Here is a 14,896-nt window from a genome sequence, read left to right as displayed (position 1 = left end):
TGCCCGGCGTCAACTCCACGGTGTCCCACCCCCCTTCACCCTCCGCTCCCGCCTCGTCCGCGCCTGCCGTCCCCGGTGCCCCCGCTGCCACAGCGTCCACCCCCTCCGTCGTTCTCCCGGCGCCTGCCGCGCACAGCACTTCCCCGGGGGCGCAACCACCCGCGGGCGCCCTGCACCGCGTGCTGCGCGTCCCCCGTGCGCTGCTGCGTCTGTCCCGGCCCTACCAGTGGGCGAAAAACCCGGTCGTCATCGCCCTGCCGGCAGTCCTCCTCCACCGGAGTACGGCGCAAGCGGTGCTCGCGGTGCTGGCGGCGACGGCTCTGTTCACCCTGGCTTCGATAGCCGTCTATGTGCTCAACGACATCCTCGACCGGGAGCGCGACCGCCTGAACCCCGCCAAGAGCCACCGCCCGCTGGCCTCAGGCGAGTTGTCCCCGGGCACGGCCTGGGCCTATCTGGCCGTGGTCTGCGCCGCCCTCGCGGCGGGCACCGCCCTGGCCTCCCTGGAAAAGGCCTGGCCGGTGCTGGTGTACCTGGCGCTCAACCTCGCCTACAGCTACCGGCTGAAGCACGTGTCACTCGTCGACGCCTTCGTGGTCGCCGTGGGCTTCGTCCTGCGCGCCGTCCAGGGCTACCTGGCGCTGGACGCCGGACCGTCGTCCTGGTTGCTGCTGACAGTGCTGACCGGCTGTCTGCTGCTCGCACTCGGCAAGCGCCGCAGGGAACTCCTCGATGTCGGCGGGGGCCATCGGCCTGCTCTCGCCGGGTATTCGGTACAGTTCATCGATTATCTCACCCTGGTCAGCGCCACCTTGTCCGCGGTGACCCTCGGGACCTACCTGACGGCCCCTCCCGACGAGAGCCCCGAAGCCACGGCTCTCGTCTTCCTGACCCTGGGCATCTCGGTGTTCGCCGTCTTCCGCTATCTGCAGTTGCTGCTTGTGGGTGAGGGCGGCGCCGACCCGGTGCGCACGCTGTTCCGGGACCGGTTGATGGTCGGCTGCGGCCTCATGTGGGCCGGCGCTTTCATGCTGCTCTCCTGAGGCCCGCGCGACGCCCCATGGGTGTGCCGCCCTCGTCTCCCTGACCCCCGGGCGCCACAGCCCCTACTGCTCCTTTTCCCTCTCTCGTGTCCGCTGTGTTTGTGTGTCGCGCTGTTCCCGGCCGTGTTCTGCCCGGTCGCGAGGTCTCTTCGCGACCGGTGTGAAGAACGCGGGCCCGGTGCGCGGTGACAGCACGGGCTGTGCGGCGCCGGGACGCGGAAGACCGGCAGTCGACGGCACGAACCGAAGAGCCAAGAAAGTAAGGACCTCATGGAAGAACCACTGGTCTCTCTGATCATTCCCAACTACAACTACGGGCGCTCTCTGAGCCTGTGCATCCAGTCCGCCAAAGACCAGGGCTACCCGAACCTGGAGATCATCGTCGTCGATGACTGCAGCACGGACGGCTCCGCGGAGATAGCACGGTCCCACGGTGTGACCGTGGTGAGTACCGGAACCAACAGCGGAGTCGCCGTCGCCCGTAACACCGGAGCCGCCCGGGCCCGCGGCAGTATCCTGTTCTTCCTCGACTCGGACGTGGCGCTGAGCCCCGGTGCCGTCCGGGCCGCCGTCGACCTGCTGCGGGACAACCCGGGGATCGGCGCGGTGTGCGGCATGTACGAGCCCGAACCGCTGATCCGGGACAGTCTCGTCGAGGAGTGCCGCTGCCTCCAGGCGTACTACTGGAGGACCAGTTCCGAGGGCACGGTCAGCTTCCTGATATCCGCCATGTGCGCCATGCGCGTGGAGGTTTTCGAGAAGATCGGCCCGTTCAACCCGAAGCTGCGGCAGACCGAGGAGGTGGATTACGGGCAGCGGCTCAGCCAGCACTACGATCTGCTGCTCACCCCCGCCGTCCGGGGCGCGCACGACGACGATCACGAGATGTGGCCGCTGGTGCGGAAGATCTTCACCCGGGGGCGCCTGCGTGTCCCGCTCTACGCTCGGCGCAAGCGGTTCGCCAAGGGCTTCGAGACGGCCTCCCGCTCCTGGGCAAGCCTCGCCTCCGCGCTGGCGGTGGTGTCGCTGGCGGCTCCGGTCGTGCTGGGGCCGGCCGGATGGGCGCTGCCGGCCCTGCTGTTCGGTGCTGCCATCGGCCTCGATTTCGGCATGTACCGTTTCGTCGCCGCGCGGCGCGGGCTGCTGTTCATGCCTGCCTTTGCCGGCGTGCAACTGGCCTTCAACCTGACCGTCGTGGCGGGAGTGGCCTTCGGCGCGGCGCACTGGCTGTTCTCCCCGTCGTTCCGCAGGCTGTACGACCGCGACGGAGCGGTCCCGTCGGCTGCGGTCGCTCTGTGACCGCCCCCCGTGGGCCGGCTTCCGGGGACACCCTCCTTGAGGAGCCGGGCCCCGACAGCACAGAACGGGCTCGTACCAGCCGTCCCGGGCAGGGCCGTGCGGTTCGCTTCCTGGTGATTCTGGCCGTGCTGTGGGCCTGTTACACAGTGCTGCAGCGTCTGATCAGCGGCCGGTGGTGGGTGATGCTGGCCCCCGATCTCTTACCGCCCGTAGCCTTCCTGCTGGTGCCGGTGCTGCTGATCGCGGCAGCCGGTGTCCTGGCACTGCGGCGGAGCGGGCGGCGCAAGCGGGGAGCCGACACTGCGGTCGCGAGCGGAGCTGAGGAGGGCTCCGACACGTCGGCCGGCGTGGCCCCGGCGAGCGCCGGCACACCGGCCTCCGGTTCCGTTACGGGTTCTGTGCTCCGCGGGCGTACAGCGTCAGGGCGCCGCCCACGCGGTACGGCCCTGCTCCTGGTGTGCTGCCTGGCGCTCGCCTCGGCTGCGGTGAGCTGGCCCCGCAACGGGATACGACTGTCCGCACTGACCCACCAGAACTCGTCCACCACCGGTGACCTGCGCATCGTCTCCTGGAACACCACTTGGTGGGGCCAGGGCGTCGACACCGACCGGTTCTGGGCGACACTGCGGGCCCAGCGGGCGGACGTCTACCTGCTGCAGGAGTACGTGCACGGCATCGACCACCGGCAGGAGAACCTGAGGCCGGTCGACGACCTGGCACGCATCGGCCGTGAGTTCCCCGGCTATCACGTCGTCTCCCGGGGTGAGCTGATCACGCTGTCCCGTGTCCCCGTGACCGGATACGAGCTGGTGGGCCCGGGCAGCACGGTCGCCGGCCGGCCCGAGGCGCCGTGGCTGGAGGTGTATCGCGCGGTGAAGACGCTCCGCGTCGACATCCAGGTGAACGGTCGGCCCCTGTCCCTGTACAACGTCCACATCCCTGTGCAGATCGATCCCGGACTGCACCTGGTCTCCCCTTCGTTCTTCGGCATGCTGCGGGAGCGGCAACGCACCCGGACAGCACAGTTCGAAGGGCTCGAGGCGGAACTGCGCAAGCAGCGCCGACGTGGCGCCGCCGCCGTGATCGCGGGGGACTTCAACAGCAGCCCCGTGATGGGAGAGATGGACGAGCTGCGCGCCACCCTGCGCGACGCGGCGGACAGCGGCGGCGGCCTCTATCCCCGTACCTGGAACGAACTCGTCCCGGTTCTCGGACTGTGGCGGCTCGACTGGGCGTTCTCCACCGGGCCGGTCACCGTGGACAGCTACCGCACCGACAACATGAACCGTTTGTCCGATCACCGAGCGCAGATACTGGAGGTGTCCCTGTGACCGGCACCGACTCCGCGGCGGCAGCCGTTTTCGGCGACGGCGCGAGCGATCCCGGTGGCGCCCCCGACCGGGTGTCCGTCGTCATCCCCAATTACAACTACGCGGGGACGCTGGAACTGTGCCTGGCCTCCCTGCACTCGCAGACACTGCAGCCGTTCGAGATCATCGTGTCGGACGACGCGAGCACCGACAACTCCGTCGCTGTCGCGGAGCGCTTCGGCTGCCGGGTCCTGCGTGCCGACACCAACCGCGGTGTCTCCACCGCACGCAATGCCGGGGCCGCCGCCGCACGGGGCGACATCCTGTTCTTCCTCGACTCCGACCAGGCCCTGTCGCCCGACTCACTGGAGAACGCCGTACGGCTGCTCCGGGCGGACCCCGGACTCGGCTGTGTGCACGGCATCATCGCCCCCGTACCCCTGGTGGACCACGGGCCAGTCGAGTGGTACCGCACCCTGCACGCCCATCACTGGCGGCTCAAGGGAGTGGGCCCCACCTCCACCGCGTTCTTCGCGGCGGCGGCCGTACCCCGCCGGGTCTTCGAAGAGATCGGCCCCTTCCATCCCGCGCTGCGCGACAGCGAGGACGTGGAGTACAGCGAACGGCTCTCCGCCCGGTACCGCATCCTGCTCACCGATCGGGTGGTAGCCGCCCACGATGAGGAGCACCGGCTCGGTCCCATGCTGCGCGAGCAGTTCCGGCGTGCCCAGTACCTGCTCCCCTTCGCCGCCGCCCACCGCCGCCGCCCCGGAGCGCTGCGGGCGAACAGCATGGCGGGGGTGCTGGCGGCCACGTTCACCGTCGCCACCGTGCCGGCCGCCGTCTTCGCCGCACCCCTCGCTGTGCTTCCCGTCCTCGGGGTCATGGCGTTCGCCTGCGCCGATCCGTCCCTGCTGCGCTTCGTACGGCGCCGGCGGGGGCTCGGTTTCCTGCCGCTGTTCATCGGGCTGCACCTGCTGGTCAACCTGCAGATCGCGCTCGGCGCCGGCACAGGCTGGCTGCGCAGCAGGTTCGACCGCGGCTTCGGCAGGGTCGCCGACGGTCCGTCCCGCGGGACGGACCTCCCCGCCGGGCCCGGCACGGACCCGGGCGTCGGCAGGCCCGACGTACTCGAAGGACGCACGGGATGACCGAAACCGTGCACAACACCAAGGACGCACCCGTCATGCACCCGGGCCGGACGGGAAGGCCCCGGCCCGGAGAGTCGCACGGAGCACCTGGGGCAGCCGCCGGGGAACCGGACCGCGGACATCCCGCGGTACCGGCCCTCCCGGCCCAGGAGCCCGCCACCCAGGACGACGTGCGCGCACCGGGCGTGCGCGAACGACCCCGGCCGTCGAACGACGGTACGCCGCAAGGCCCTGACGCGACGCCGGCAGGCAAGCGCGGCTGGACCGCGCTGCTCCGGCCCCTCCTGGCGGCATCGCTGATCGCCGTCGCAGGGTACGGGATGTGGCAGGCCCTGGAGGGCAGCGGTCACGTCATCGGGGGACTGCTCGCCCGGGACGGCGCCGCCCCCTGGCTGGTTGGCTCGGCAGTGGTCAATCTGGCGGGGCTGGCCTTGAGCATGGCCTCCTGGCGCAGCACGGTCACCGGTCTGGGGAGCCCGCTGTCCTGGGGTCCCACGTGTCAGATCTTCGGTGGGACCATCCTCGGGAAATACCTGCCCGGCCCCTTCTGGAGCGCCTTGGCCGGAGTGCATCTAGGGCGCCGCCACGGCGTTACCGCACAGCGCATGGTTACGGCCTACGTCCTCAACTCCGTGGTGGTGCTGCTGACCGCCGCGGTGGTGGGAATGCTGGCGGCACCGCGTGTGATGGGCGATGGCGCCTGGTGGCTGCTGCCCGTGGCCCTCGCCCTGGCAGCACTGCTGCGGAAGCCGGGGGTCATCGTAGGGGCAGCCGGCCGGGCGGCCCGGCTTCTGCGCCGCCCTGCACCGGACCTGCGGATCGCGGACGGCGACCTGCGCCGTGCGGTCGTCTGGGAAGTGCTGTCCTGGCTCGTCGGCGGCGCACACCTGTGGATGATCGCGGTGGTGCTCGGGGCGCCCCTGACGGATTCTTTCGCTCTCTGCGTGGGGGGCTTCGCCCTGGCCGCGGCAGCGGGAGCAGCCGTCCTGGTGGTACCCGGTGGTGCGGGCGTGCGCGAGGTCGTTCTGATGGTGGTCCTGACGGCCGACCTGCCCTGGGCGCAGGCCGGAGCCGTGGCCCTGGCCAGTCGGGTGTGCTGCACGGTCACGGAGATCGCCGGTGCGGGTGCGGCGCTGCTCGCCGCCCAGGGGGCCCGGCGCGGCCGGGGCCGGGTTACGGCCGGGGCCGTTGAGGAGGTGTCACGTGTCGCATGACCCACGGTCCCCGACCCTGCGCGCCCTGAGTTCCCAGGTGGCGTGGAGCGTCGTCCGCCGCGCCGAGGCACTGCGCTGCGGGAAAGCGGGTTCCCGCGGGAGGGAACCCTTCTTCACGCGCGGTCCGGTGTTCCGCGTGCCGCGCGGGAACGCGGTCGCCGGAGCGGTACCCGGCAGGTGTACGGGAACGGATGCCGACGCCGGTGAGTCGTGGAAGGCGGTGACGCCCGTCGCGCTCACCGTCGACGACGGTCCCGACCCCACGTGGACGCCGGCCCTGCTCGACGTACTCGCCGCCCATGCCGTGGAGGCCACGTTCTTCGTGATCGGCGAGCGTGCCCGGGAACACCCCGCACTGCTCCGGCGTCTTCTGGCCGCTGGCCATCGCCTGGGCAACCACTCGTACTCGCACTTCCAGCCGTTCGCCACACTGCCGACGGCGGACCTCGCCCGGGAGATGTACGAGACCCAGCGGGTGGTGACCGGCGAGACCGGCGTCAGCCCCACGCTGTTCAGGGCTCCGGCCGGAGGCTGGTCGCGTGGTGTGCTGGCAGCCGCACGCGACCACGGTCTGACGCCCGTGGACTGGACCGTCGACCCCAAGGACTGGCGGGAGCCTCCCGCGGACCGTACAGCCGAGCGGGTGGCGCGGGCTCGCCCGGGCGACATCGTTCTCTGCCATGACGGCGGCGGCGACCGCTCCCGCACCGTGAAGGCGCTGGACCTGGCACTCACCCGGCTGCGCGGACGAGGCACCCTTTTCACCACACTGTGACGTCCCGGCCCGGCGTCGGCACGGACCGACGCCGGACCAGGCGACGGTGGCGCTCGTCACCTCTCCACTTGACCGTTTCAGGGCCTCCCCGGAGGGGGCCGGCCACCGCAGTGCGGTACGCGCCGCCGACGTCGAGCGGGCGGTCTCCCCGTACGCGTGCCATCACAGCCGCACCGACAGGCGCAGCAGGCGGCGGCGCAGGACGGCGCTGTCACGGCGGCGGGCCACGGCGAGCGCATCGCAGGTGGCGCTCCAGGCGTCTTGCCCGCGCATCACGTCGTCGGGGAATCCTGCGGCGTCCATACCGGCATCGGATCGCTTGTTCGGATCCGCTGTCATCTCGAACACGCCGCCGCTGTCCGTCTGACCAGCCGTGGCCGGGGCTGCGCGCCCTGCGAGCGCAGACATGGTCGCCTCGTGGCGGGGGCGCGCGGTAGTCATGTCGCGCTCGGCTTGTCCTCTATCTCGACGACGTCTGGCTTCTGGTTCTGGATCACCTTCAATGCTGGAGCCACAGAGGGTCACCACAACCGCGATCGTGGACGGCCTCGCGCGGTGAGGAGGACCCGCTTGCGGAGCAGGTCGAAGTTGGCTCGGCCGAACATCTGCCGTTTCAGCATCTTGATCTTGTTGTTCTGGCCCTCGACGGCTCCAGGGCTGTAGAGGGGATTGAGGCCGGCGACGACGGGGTCTGTCAAACGGGCGGTGCAACTGGAGTTGTTGTGACCTACTGACGGGCTGCGGAGAGGCGGCCGTAGAAGGTGATGCCGAAGGCGTTCAGTGCGGTCTTCCAGCGCATGGTCCACCGCGCTTGACCCTTGCCGGTGGGATCGAGCGACGTGATCGCCATGTAGACGCACTTCGACACGGCCTGCTCGTTGGGGAAGTGACCGCGGGCCTTGACCGCCCGCCGGATCCTGGCATTGACGGACTCGATCGCATTCGTGGTGCAGACGATCCGGCGAATCCCGGTGTCGAAGCGGAGGAACGGGTGAACCCTTCCCACGCGTTCTCCCAGAGCCGCACGATCGCCGGCTACTTCCGGCCCCAGGCGTCGGCGAACTCCGCGAACCGGTTCAGGGCGGCCTCCTCGGTGGCGCCGTGCAGACGGGCTTGAGGAGCTCGGCGCTCTTGTCCTGGTCCTGGCGGCATAGCGGAAGGAGCTCCGCAGCAGGTGGACCACGCAGGTTCTGCACGATCGTCTTCGGCCAGACCGTCTCGACCGCCTCGGGCAGGCCCTTGAGCCCGTCGCAGACCAGCATCAGCACGTCGTTCACGCCACGGTTCTTGATCTCGGTGAGGACGTGCATCCAGTGCTTGGCGCCCTCGCAGCCGTCGCCGGCCCACAGTCCGAGGATCTCCCACCGGCCCTCAACGGTGACGGCCAGCGCCACGTAGATGGGTCGGTTGGCGACGGCGCCGCCGCGGATCTGCACATGGATCGCGTCGATGAAGAGCACCGGATAGACGGCGTCGAGCGGCCTGTTCTGCCACTCGGCCATGCCGTCCATAACCTTGTCGGTGATCGTGGAGGTCGTCTGGCGGGATACGTCGACGCCATAGACCTCCACCAGGTGAGCCTGGACCTCAACGGTGGTCGGGCCCTTCGCAGCGAGCGAGACGACCATCTCGTCGACGCCGGTCAGGCGCTTCTGCCGCTTCTTACGATCCTCGGCTCGAAGCTGCCTTCCCGGTCGCGAGGAACGGCTGTCGCGACCGGGCCGACGTCAGTGAGCACGGTCTTGGCACGGGTGCCGTTGCGTGAGTTGCCGCCGTTCTTCCCGGCCGGATCGTGCTTGTCATAGCCGAGATGGTCGGTGATCTCGCCCTCGAGGGCGGACTCCAGGAGCCGCTTGGTCAACTGCTGGAGCAGCCCGCCCTCACCGGTCAACTGGAGGCCCTCGGCCTGAGCCCGACCCATCAGCTCGTCGATAAGCTGGTCGTCCACAGACTTCGCCGGCGCCGCTTCAGACGGCGCGACAGACTCGGCCATGTTGTTGCTGGTCATCGATGCATCTTCCATGACCGGGAGTTACACCGAACGTTTTACAGTCCCGATTCGGGCGGTCGGCTCCGTCGGCGGATGTGATCAGCCGCCGACGGGCACCGGTCGCGAGAGGTCTCGCCGCTACCTCGGCATCAGGGCTGTATCGGTGACGTGGACTGCTATGCGGGGCGGAGGAGCGCTGCCGCTTGCTCGCGTGCGTCGGCCAGCCAGGTGGCGCGTTCTTCGGGGAGCGAGCCGGTGACGGTGCGGAAGACGACCCTGCGTACGTCGGAGACTCCCACGTACGGCAGCACGCATGCCGCCCAGACACTCTGCAGTGGATCACCGAATTCGCTCTCCTCCCGGTCGGCGGGAGTGTCGGAGGTGTTCAGCACGAGGGCTCGGCCGGCCTTCAGCAACCCGGCTGGTTCGCCCTCCGCCGTCTCAAGCTTGTACGCGACCCCCGGCGCCAGGACCCGCTGTACCCAACCCGTGAGGACAGCGGGCGGCATACCCCACCAGTTCGGGTGCACGAACACCATGGCATCCAAAGAGGACAGCTCTTCCCGGTGCAGCGCCAGCTGCGCGTCGTGGGAGTGCCCTGCCGATTCGACCGTTCCCGTCTCGTTGGCGGAGAGCAGGGCCGGGAACCCTTCCGCGTAGAGGTCGTGCGCCACCACCTCGGCTCCTCCCTCCCACAGCTCTTCAACTACCGCGTCGAATACGGCGTGGTTGAAGCTCCCCGGACGCGGGTGAGCAAGATAGACCGCTACGCGCATGGTCCCCCCAGTCGACACAGACGACGTCGGCCCCGTCGGACGGGAGCCAGACACTAGAGCGCCGCAAGGCGCCTACTCACCATTATCCGTACCCCCTTGCCGACGAGGCCGTGCGGAGACCTCGAACTGCCAAGACCGGGCGGGCGCCTACGCCGAGGGCGCCCAACGCGGCGTTCCCGACGCTCCGCAGGTCGCCGACCGGTTCCACCTGTGGCAGCGCCTTGGCTGAGCCGTGGAGACCTGCGTCGCCGCCCACCGCGACTGCCTGCGCAGCCCGACGCCCAGCGGCATGCAGCCGGAAGCCACCGGACGGGCTTCCGGTCGGCAGGACGATCAGCCGCCCGTCGGTCGGCGGGCCGAACGGAGAAGGCCGCACACGCCCTGGTCCACGAGCTCGCTCAGGGTCACGCACGCCGGGCGATCGCCCGGCACCTCGGCTGGGGCCTGAACACCGTGCTCCGGTACGCGAACGCCGCACGCTGGCAGGGCGCCATCCGTGACAACCGTCCTCGGCCCAGCGGACTGGACCCCTACAAGCCTTACCCGGAGCGACGCTTCGCCGAGGGATGCACCAGCATCACCGGGCTGCACGGCGAGCTGGTCGCCGAGCAGGCTCCCGTCGCCTACGGCATGGTCCGCGCTCACATCGCCGCCTTGCGCGGGGCCCTGTCCGCCGCACCGCCGCGGCCGCCGACAGTGCGGCAGCTGACCGGCTGGATCACCCGACATCCCACTACCCTGACCGACGAAGACCGGGCCGGCCTGAAGGACGTCCTGGCCCGCTGCCCCGAACTGAACACAGCTGCCGGACACGTCCGCGACTTCGGCGAGATATTCACCGACCGCCTCGGCTCCACACTCCCCACCTGGATCGACGCCGTCGATGCCAGCCGGCTGCCAGGCTCACCGGTTTCGCACTCCACCTGCGCCGAGACCTCAACGCCGTGACCGCCGGGCTCTCTCTCGGGGAGTGTCTACCGGTAGTTCGTCAAATCCGGAGGTAGAGGTCAATGCCGTGTCCGGTGGTGGCCGCGTCGATCAGTGCCTGGAGTTCGGAGGGTGGGTCGCTGCCCGTCCAGGCTCGCCACCATCGGTTGAGGGTGACGGTGAGGGTGAGTCAAGAATGGTGGCCTGTAACTCCTTTGGCTGGCAGAGCTGTTGGGCCTGGCGAGGTGTGACTGGGCCCCTCTCTGGCCCCTGCTCCAGATACCCGGCGAGCTACTCCAGGCAGCGCGGCGACAAACGGCATCGCGACCCGCTCGGACCACGGGAGACCAAAGCCTCACGACCGCCGTCCCGCCACATCTGGTGCCACCGGTAGGCCGACTTCATGCTCACCCGCAGGCGCCGTGCGACCTCCGGCGGCTTGATCTTCTGCTCGAACAGCTCGGCCGCCTGCATCCGCACCGACTCCCGGCGCCGACGTCCCACAGCGGTCAGCCCGCCCCCATCCGCACACCTCGCACACCACGGGATACAGCCACCGCTCCAGGCCCTTCAGGGACTTCTCGAAGATTCACCCTGACGAGCCGACGTCAGTAAGCGCCGGGGACCGCCCGCAAGTAGAGTCAGTACGAAGAGAGCGCGGATCTGGGGGATTCATGACGGCTGCGGATGCGCCGCCCATCATCTTCGTACACGGGACTCGGCTCAGCGCGGGTCAATGGAGCCCACAGCTGGCCGCGCTCCAGGAGGACTTTCGGGTAGCCGCCGTTGACCTACCAGGCCACGGCGCGCGCTCTGCCCAACCGTGGAGCCTGCACGCGGCGACGGAGATTATAGCTTCTGCGGTGGACTCGCTCGACCACGGGCCGGCTCTGGTCGTCGGGCACTCGCTTGGCGGATACGCCTCGCTGGAGTGCGCGCGACGCTGCCCGGAGCAGCTACGGGGGCTGGTTCTTGCGGGGGCCAGCGCCTCGACGTGTGGTCCGTGGGCAACACCGTATCGGTGGGTTGCCGGGCTTGTCCCTCGTATACCGGCGGACCGGTTGACCCGCTGGAACGACAGGTTGCTACGTCGGCTCTATTCCCCCGAAGTGGTGGACGCCACCATCCGCTCTGGTTATGCCTTCCACACGCTGCCGGCCGCCTGGGGCGAGGTGCTGGGCCGCTTCGACGCGGATGCGATGCGTTATGTGGCGGCTCCCGTGCTCATCCTGAACGGCGAGAAGGACACCGTCTTCCGGTCCGGCGAGATGGACTTCGTCCGCGCGCATCCGCAGGCCCGCATCGAGTTGATCCCGCGGGCGAGGCATCTCGCGAACTTTGACGATCCAGACGCCTTCACCGATGCCATCCGCCGCTTCGCCCTGCAACTACCTGCTCACAACTGAGCGCGCCAGAGCGGGTCCACCAGGTGTGCCCGAGCCCAGGGGGACCGCGAACGCTCGGGCTGGCCAAAGTCGCGTGCCCACTGGCCACCTGCCGTGCTCAATCAAGATCGCAATAGGGCAAACGTTGCCTGATCCGGCACTAGCGGGTGGAGAGGTCGGCGGCCGTGGCGGTGCTGTGGTGCGGGTGCCGGCCAGGTTCCGTTGACCTGACCTGACCTGACCTGACCTGACCTGACCTGACCTGACCTGACCTGAGCAGAGACGTCTGTCGGCAGCAGCCGACGTCTGTGGCGGTGGCGCCGGTTGAAGGCCGAGCTAGGAAGGTGCGACGAGCCGGAACCGCAGGCACACCATCGGAGTGTTCTCATCCACCGGAGTGTCGATGCCTTCCCAGAAGCGCCTGTGTCCGGTCCGCCACTCATCCAGCGATCGGTCACCCTCTCCTTCGGCGGCGGCGTGTTCCCATGTGACGCCGCCGAAGGGGGTCAGCTCCACGCCGGTGATCTCGATCGTGGCGACGCTGTCTCCGTCGTTCCCGAGCAGCGCCAGACGCTCACCCTCGAACTCCAGACCCTCGGTCTCCTCGACGTACTCGCTCAGCAGTCCGGTGGTGGCGGTCTTCCTTTCGGCCAGGACGAGAGCGTTGAGCCGCTCCCGTATCTCACCCGCCGTACCGAGCTCCAGTGCCCGCATGCCGTTCACCCGTGGCCACACGGTTCCACCACCCCTTCCGGCACCTGCCACTCACCGACAGTGCCGTACGGATTGTAGACGTCCGCCATCACGCCACCTGCGTCCTGGACCGGATGCGTCCGGTGCCCGCCGGGCGCCCTCACGCCGCGCCGTACACCGGGACGCGCCACGTAGACAGCGGCCGGACTCGGAGACCTCGTTGGGTTCGGATACACCCTTTCGCTCGGCACTTCCGTTGCTGATGATGCTGGGTCGCCGCCATCGAGAGCTGCTTCGCGTGGCAGGGGAGGGCGCCCGTGCCGGCAGGTGTGGGAGGGGCCCTTCCTCTCACTCGTCAGGCTGACGAGGCGATGAAGCGCCGCAGCAACGGCATCGGGTACTCTGCGGCAATCAGATGCCGAGGAAGCCGGTGGACCCGGTGAGCAGGATGTGCGTCGGGTCCTGCCAGGACGCGGGGGCGGACGGGGAGCGTCGCACCTCCACGCCGAGCTGGGCCTCGGCCGCGAAGTCCACCCGCCCGGCGTCTTTCTCGAGCCTGCCCGCCCTGGCCGCTTCGACGGCGGTGGCGAAGCCGCGCAGGGAGGCGTGGTCGAGCAGGAGCCGGATCAGCGGCCGTCCCTGAGTGATCATGATGCCGACCGAGGCACGTACCTTCGCCAGCAGCTCGGCGGCCAGGAACGAGTTCCCGCCCAGCTCGAAGAAGTTGTCGTCCGCCCGCACTCGCCGTACGCCGAGCACCTGGCGCCAGATTCCGGCCACTGCTTGCTCCAGCGGGCTGAAATCCTCGTCCTCGGGCTGGAGATCGTCGGCCTCCCGCGAAGGCTCGCCTCCGGTCTCGGCGCACAGCTCCGGCACCGGCAGGGCCACCATCTCGACCTTGCCGTTGCTCTTCACCGGTATCTCGGGCAGGGCTACGAGCGCCGACGGCACCATGTACGCGGGCAGCCGTCCGGTGAGGTGGGCGCGCACGTCACGCGAGCCGAACTCCAGCCCGCCCCCCCCGGAGTCGTCACGTAGTAGGGCCGGCGCTGGATTGTGCGTAACTCGCGGCGGAGTGCGCGTCGAGGTCGTCGGACGTCTCGAAGGCGGTGTTGGCCATGGCTCTGCGCACGAGGGACCGGGCTGCTGCGCGGCACGACCGTCGCGTACATCCCGCAGGAGCCCATGAGCAACCTCGACCCGGCCTTCACCGTCGGCAGTCAACTGGCCGAGCCGATGCGGCAGATCCTTCGTCTGTCCTGCAAGGAAGCCCGCCGAATGGGCCGTCGAACTGATCCGCCAGGTCGAGATCCCGGCGCCCGAGCAGGTCGTGCGCCGCTACCCGCACGAGATGTCCGGCGGCATGGCCCAGTGCGTCCCCGTCACCGGCGCGATCTCCTGCGACCCCGCCCTGCTGATCGCCGACGAACCCGCCACCGCCCTGGACGTGCGTGTCCAGGCCGAGATCCTCGACCTGCTGCGTCGACTGCTCGAGGAGCGCGGCCTGGGCGTCCTGCTCGTCACCCACAATCTCGGTGTGGTCGCCGACCTCCGTGACCGGGTCGCCGTGATGAACCAGGGCCGCGTCGTGGAGACCGGCCCCGCCGAGCAACGCAGGCGCCGGGAGTCGCGAAAGGCTCTCGCCAAGTCCTGACAGCCCCGGACGGTTCATGGCCGCCTTGCGCGATCGTGGTCGCGCCGGCCGGTCGCACTACCTCCGGACCGGATACCGGCTCCGCGGTCTCGACGACGGCCGGCCCGGTAACAGCCGCGCACTTACGCCCGACTCGTCATGGCCAGGCACATCGATGCGTCTCCATCGGCGGGAGGAGCTGTACCGGTGGAGGCGCTGTGCAAGCAGGGTGGCCATGACGCGCCGGATTTCCGGTGCCGAAACCACGTAGGGCCGTGCCGCTCATCTGACGCTCCGGGCGCGCGGCGGCCCTCACTTCGCGGGGAGATCACCGGCACGGTGCTCACCGCGCTGGAAACCGCGCGTTGCCGTGGTCTGACGTCTGGTCAGGGAGCGGCTGTGACGGTCTGGTGTCGGCTGCCCAGACCGTTTCCGCCGCAGGCGAGGTGTCACCGGGGGAGAGGTACTGCGGAGGGTCGAGGTCTTTGCCCGCGCCGAACGGGGTGCCGGTGTTGATCAGATCCCGGACCTCCAAGACCATGAACTGGCTGAGAGCCGGATGAGGTGGGCCGGGCTGAAGATGATGTCCGCGGTGGTGCCGTCCTGGCGGCGGGTGCCGTTGTGGTCCGGCCACAGGCGCAGGTCCGTGATGTCGCCGAGTTCGTCGGGCGTGGCCAGCCACGGGCCGCAAGGGTTGAAT

At 69.6% G+C, this 14,896-nt stretch carries 13 protein-coding genes and 4 pseudogenes; 9 read left to right on the top strand and 8 right to left on the bottom strand.

Going from position 1 to position 14,896, the window contains the following annotated elements:
• Window positions 1-179 precede the first annotated feature (179 nt).
• The 6 genes from ACH4NX_RS36435 to ACH4NX_RS36410 all read left to right on the top strand — a co-directional run bounded on the left by ACH4NX_RS36435 (window position 180) and on the right by ACH4NX_RS36410 (window position 6,792).
• A complete protein-coding gene (locus ACH4NX_RS36435; protein WP_398130172.1) occupies window positions 180-1,043 on the top strand; it encodes a UbiA prenyltransferase family protein in 864 nt (287 codons plus the stop codon).
• 270 nt (window positions 1,044-1,313) lie between these two features.
• Entirely contained in the window at window positions 1,314-2,342 is a 1,029-nt protein-coding gene (locus ACH4NX_RS36430; protein ID WP_398130171.1) for a glycosyltransferase family 2 protein, read from the top strand.
• A 146-nt stretch (window positions 2,343-2,488) separates the two neighbouring features.
• A complete protein-coding gene (locus tag ACH4NX_RS36425) occupies window positions 2,489-3,673 on the top strand; it encodes an endonuclease/exonuclease/phosphatase family protein (protein ID WP_351400330.1) in 1,185 nt (394 codons plus the stop codon).
• Complete coding sequence (locus tag ACH4NX_RS36420) at window positions 3,670-4,803, top strand: glycosyltransferase family 2 protein (protein ID WP_398130170.1); 1,134 nt, start codon at window positions 3,670-3,672, stop codon at window positions 4,801-4,803. Before ACH4NX_RS36425 ends, ACH4NX_RS36420 begins: the two co-directional genes overlap by 4 nt.
• Window positions 4,800-6,017: a lysylphosphatidylglycerol synthase domain-containing protein gene (locus ACH4NX_RS36415; protein ID WP_398130169.1), complete on the top strand. Its 1,218-nt coding sequence runs from the start codon at window positions 4,800-4,802 to the stop codon at window positions 6,015-6,017. The genes ACH4NX_RS36420 and ACH4NX_RS36415 overlap by 4 nt, the downstream gene beginning before the upstream one ends.
• Window positions 6,007-6,792 (top strand): polysaccharide deacetylase family protein, encoded by a 786-nt coding sequence (locus ACH4NX_RS36410; RefSeq protein WP_351400333.1) that lies wholly within the window; start codon window positions 6,007-6,009, stop codon window positions 6,790-6,792. The genes ACH4NX_RS36415 and ACH4NX_RS36410 overlap by 11 nt, the downstream gene beginning before the upstream one ends.
• Before the next feature lie 162 nt (window positions 6,793-6,954).
• On the opposite strand, the gene ACH4NX_RS36405 is transcribed toward ACH4NX_RS36410, so the two are convergent.
• From ACH4NX_RS36405 to ACH4NX_RS36390, 4 genes and pseudogenes are all read right to left on the bottom strand, one after another.
• Window positions 6,955-7,200 (bottom strand): hypothetical protein, encoded by a 246-nt coding sequence (locus ACH4NX_RS36405; protein ID WP_398130168.1) that lies wholly within the window; start codon window positions 7,198-7,200, stop codon window positions 6,955-6,957.
• Window positions 7,201-7,313: 113 nt separating this feature from the next.
• A pseudogene (locus ACH4NX_RS36400) lies at window positions 7,314-7,451 on the bottom strand (transposase); the annotation flags it as partial.
• 68 nt (window positions 7,452-7,519) lie between these two features.
• A pseudogene (locus ACH4NX_RS36395) lies at window positions 7,520-8,713 on the bottom strand (IS256 family transposase).
• A gap of 245 nt (window positions 8,714-8,958) precedes the next feature.
• Window positions 8,959-9,558, bottom strand: coding sequence for an NAD(P)H-dependent oxidoreductase (locus ACH4NX_RS36390; protein WP_351400335.1), 600 nt, complete (start codon window positions 9,556-9,558; stop codon window positions 8,959-8,961).
• Between the two features lie 453 nt (window positions 9,559-10,011).
• On the opposite strand from ACH4NX_RS36390, the gene ACH4NX_RS36385 reads away from it, so the two are divergent.
• A complete protein-coding gene (locus ACH4NX_RS36385; RefSeq protein ID WP_398130167.1) occupies window positions 10,012-10,506 on the top strand; it encodes a hypothetical protein in 495 nt (164 codons plus the stop codon).
• Between the two features lie 273 nt (window positions 10,507-10,779).
• On the opposite strand, the pseudogene ACH4NX_RS36380 reads toward ACH4NX_RS36385, so the two are convergent.
• Window positions 10,780-10,998, bottom strand: a pseudogene (locus tag ACH4NX_RS36380) (helix-turn-helix domain-containing protein); the annotation flags it as partial.
• 161 nt (window positions 10,999-11,159) lie between these two features.
• Here ACH4NX_RS36380 and ACH4NX_RS36375 point away from each other — a divergent pair.
• Complete coding sequence (locus ACH4NX_RS36375; RefSeq protein ID WP_398130166.1) at window positions 11,160-11,891, top strand: alpha/beta fold hydrolase; 732 nt, start codon at window positions 11,160-11,162, stop codon at window positions 11,889-11,891.
• A gap of 315 nt (window positions 11,892-12,206) precedes the next feature.
• On the opposite strand, the gene ACH4NX_RS36370 is transcribed toward ACH4NX_RS36375, so the two are convergent.
• Complete coding sequence (locus ACH4NX_RS36370) at window positions 12,207-12,584, bottom strand: ASCH domain-containing protein (RefSeq protein WP_398130165.1); 378 nt, start codon at window positions 12,582-12,584, stop codon at window positions 12,207-12,209.
• Between the two features lie 390 nt (window positions 12,585-12,974).
• Complete coding sequence (locus ACH4NX_RS36365) at window positions 12,975-13,553, bottom strand: phosphopantetheine-binding protein (RefSeq protein WP_351400340.1); 579 nt, start codon at window positions 13,551-13,553, stop codon at window positions 12,975-12,977.
• A 156-nt stretch (window positions 13,554-13,709) separates the two neighbouring features.
• Here ACH4NX_RS36365 and ACH4NX_RS36360 point away from each other — a divergent pair.
• Window positions 13,710-14,175, top strand: a pseudogene (locus ACH4NX_RS36360) (ATP-binding cassette domain-containing protein); the annotation flags it as partial.
• Window positions 14,176-14,712: 537 nt separating this feature from the next.
• On the opposite strand, the gene ACH4NX_RS36355 reads toward ACH4NX_RS36360, so the two are convergent.
• A complete protein-coding gene (locus tag ACH4NX_RS36355; protein ID WP_351400358.1) occupies window positions 14,713-14,874 on the bottom strand; it encodes a fumarylacetoacetate hydrolase family protein in 162 nt (53 codons plus the stop codon).
• Window positions 14,875-14,896 lie beyond the last annotated feature (22 nt).

The sequence above is a fragment of the Streptomyces sp. NPDC017225 genome (assembly GCF_044331465.1).
GTDB lineage: Bacteria > Actinomycetota > Actinomycetes > Streptomycetales > Streptomycetaceae > Streptomyces.
This window is presented reverse-complemented; position numbering and strand designations above follow the sequence as displayed.

Excerpts from the sequence above, each read along its gene's own strand:
- ACH4NX_RS36430 (WP_398130171.1), top strand. The coding sequence starts at position 1,314 with ATGGAAGAACCACTGGTCTCTCTGATCATTCCCAACTACAACTACGGG.
- ACH4NX_RS36415 (WP_398130169.1), top strand. The coding sequence starts at position 4,800 with ATGACCGAAACCGTGCACAACACCAAGGACGCACCCGTCATGCACCCG.
- ACH4NX_RS36405 (WP_398130168.1), bottom strand. The coding sequence starts at position 7,200 with ATGTCTGCGCTCGCAGGGCGCGCAGCCCCGGCCACGGCTGGTCAGACG.
- ACH4NX_RS36390 (WP_351400335.1), bottom strand. The coding sequence starts at position 9,558 with ATGCGCGTAGCGGTCTATCTTGCTCACCCGCGTCCGGGGAGCTTCAAC.
- ACH4NX_RS36375 (WP_398130166.1), top strand. The coding sequence starts at position 11,160 with ATGACGGCTGCGGATGCGCCGCCCATCATCTTCGTACACGGGACTCGG.
- ACH4NX_RS36370 (WP_398130165.1), bottom strand. The coding sequence starts at position 12,584 with ATGCGGGCACTGGAGCTCGGTACGGCGGGTGAGATACGGGAGCGGCTC.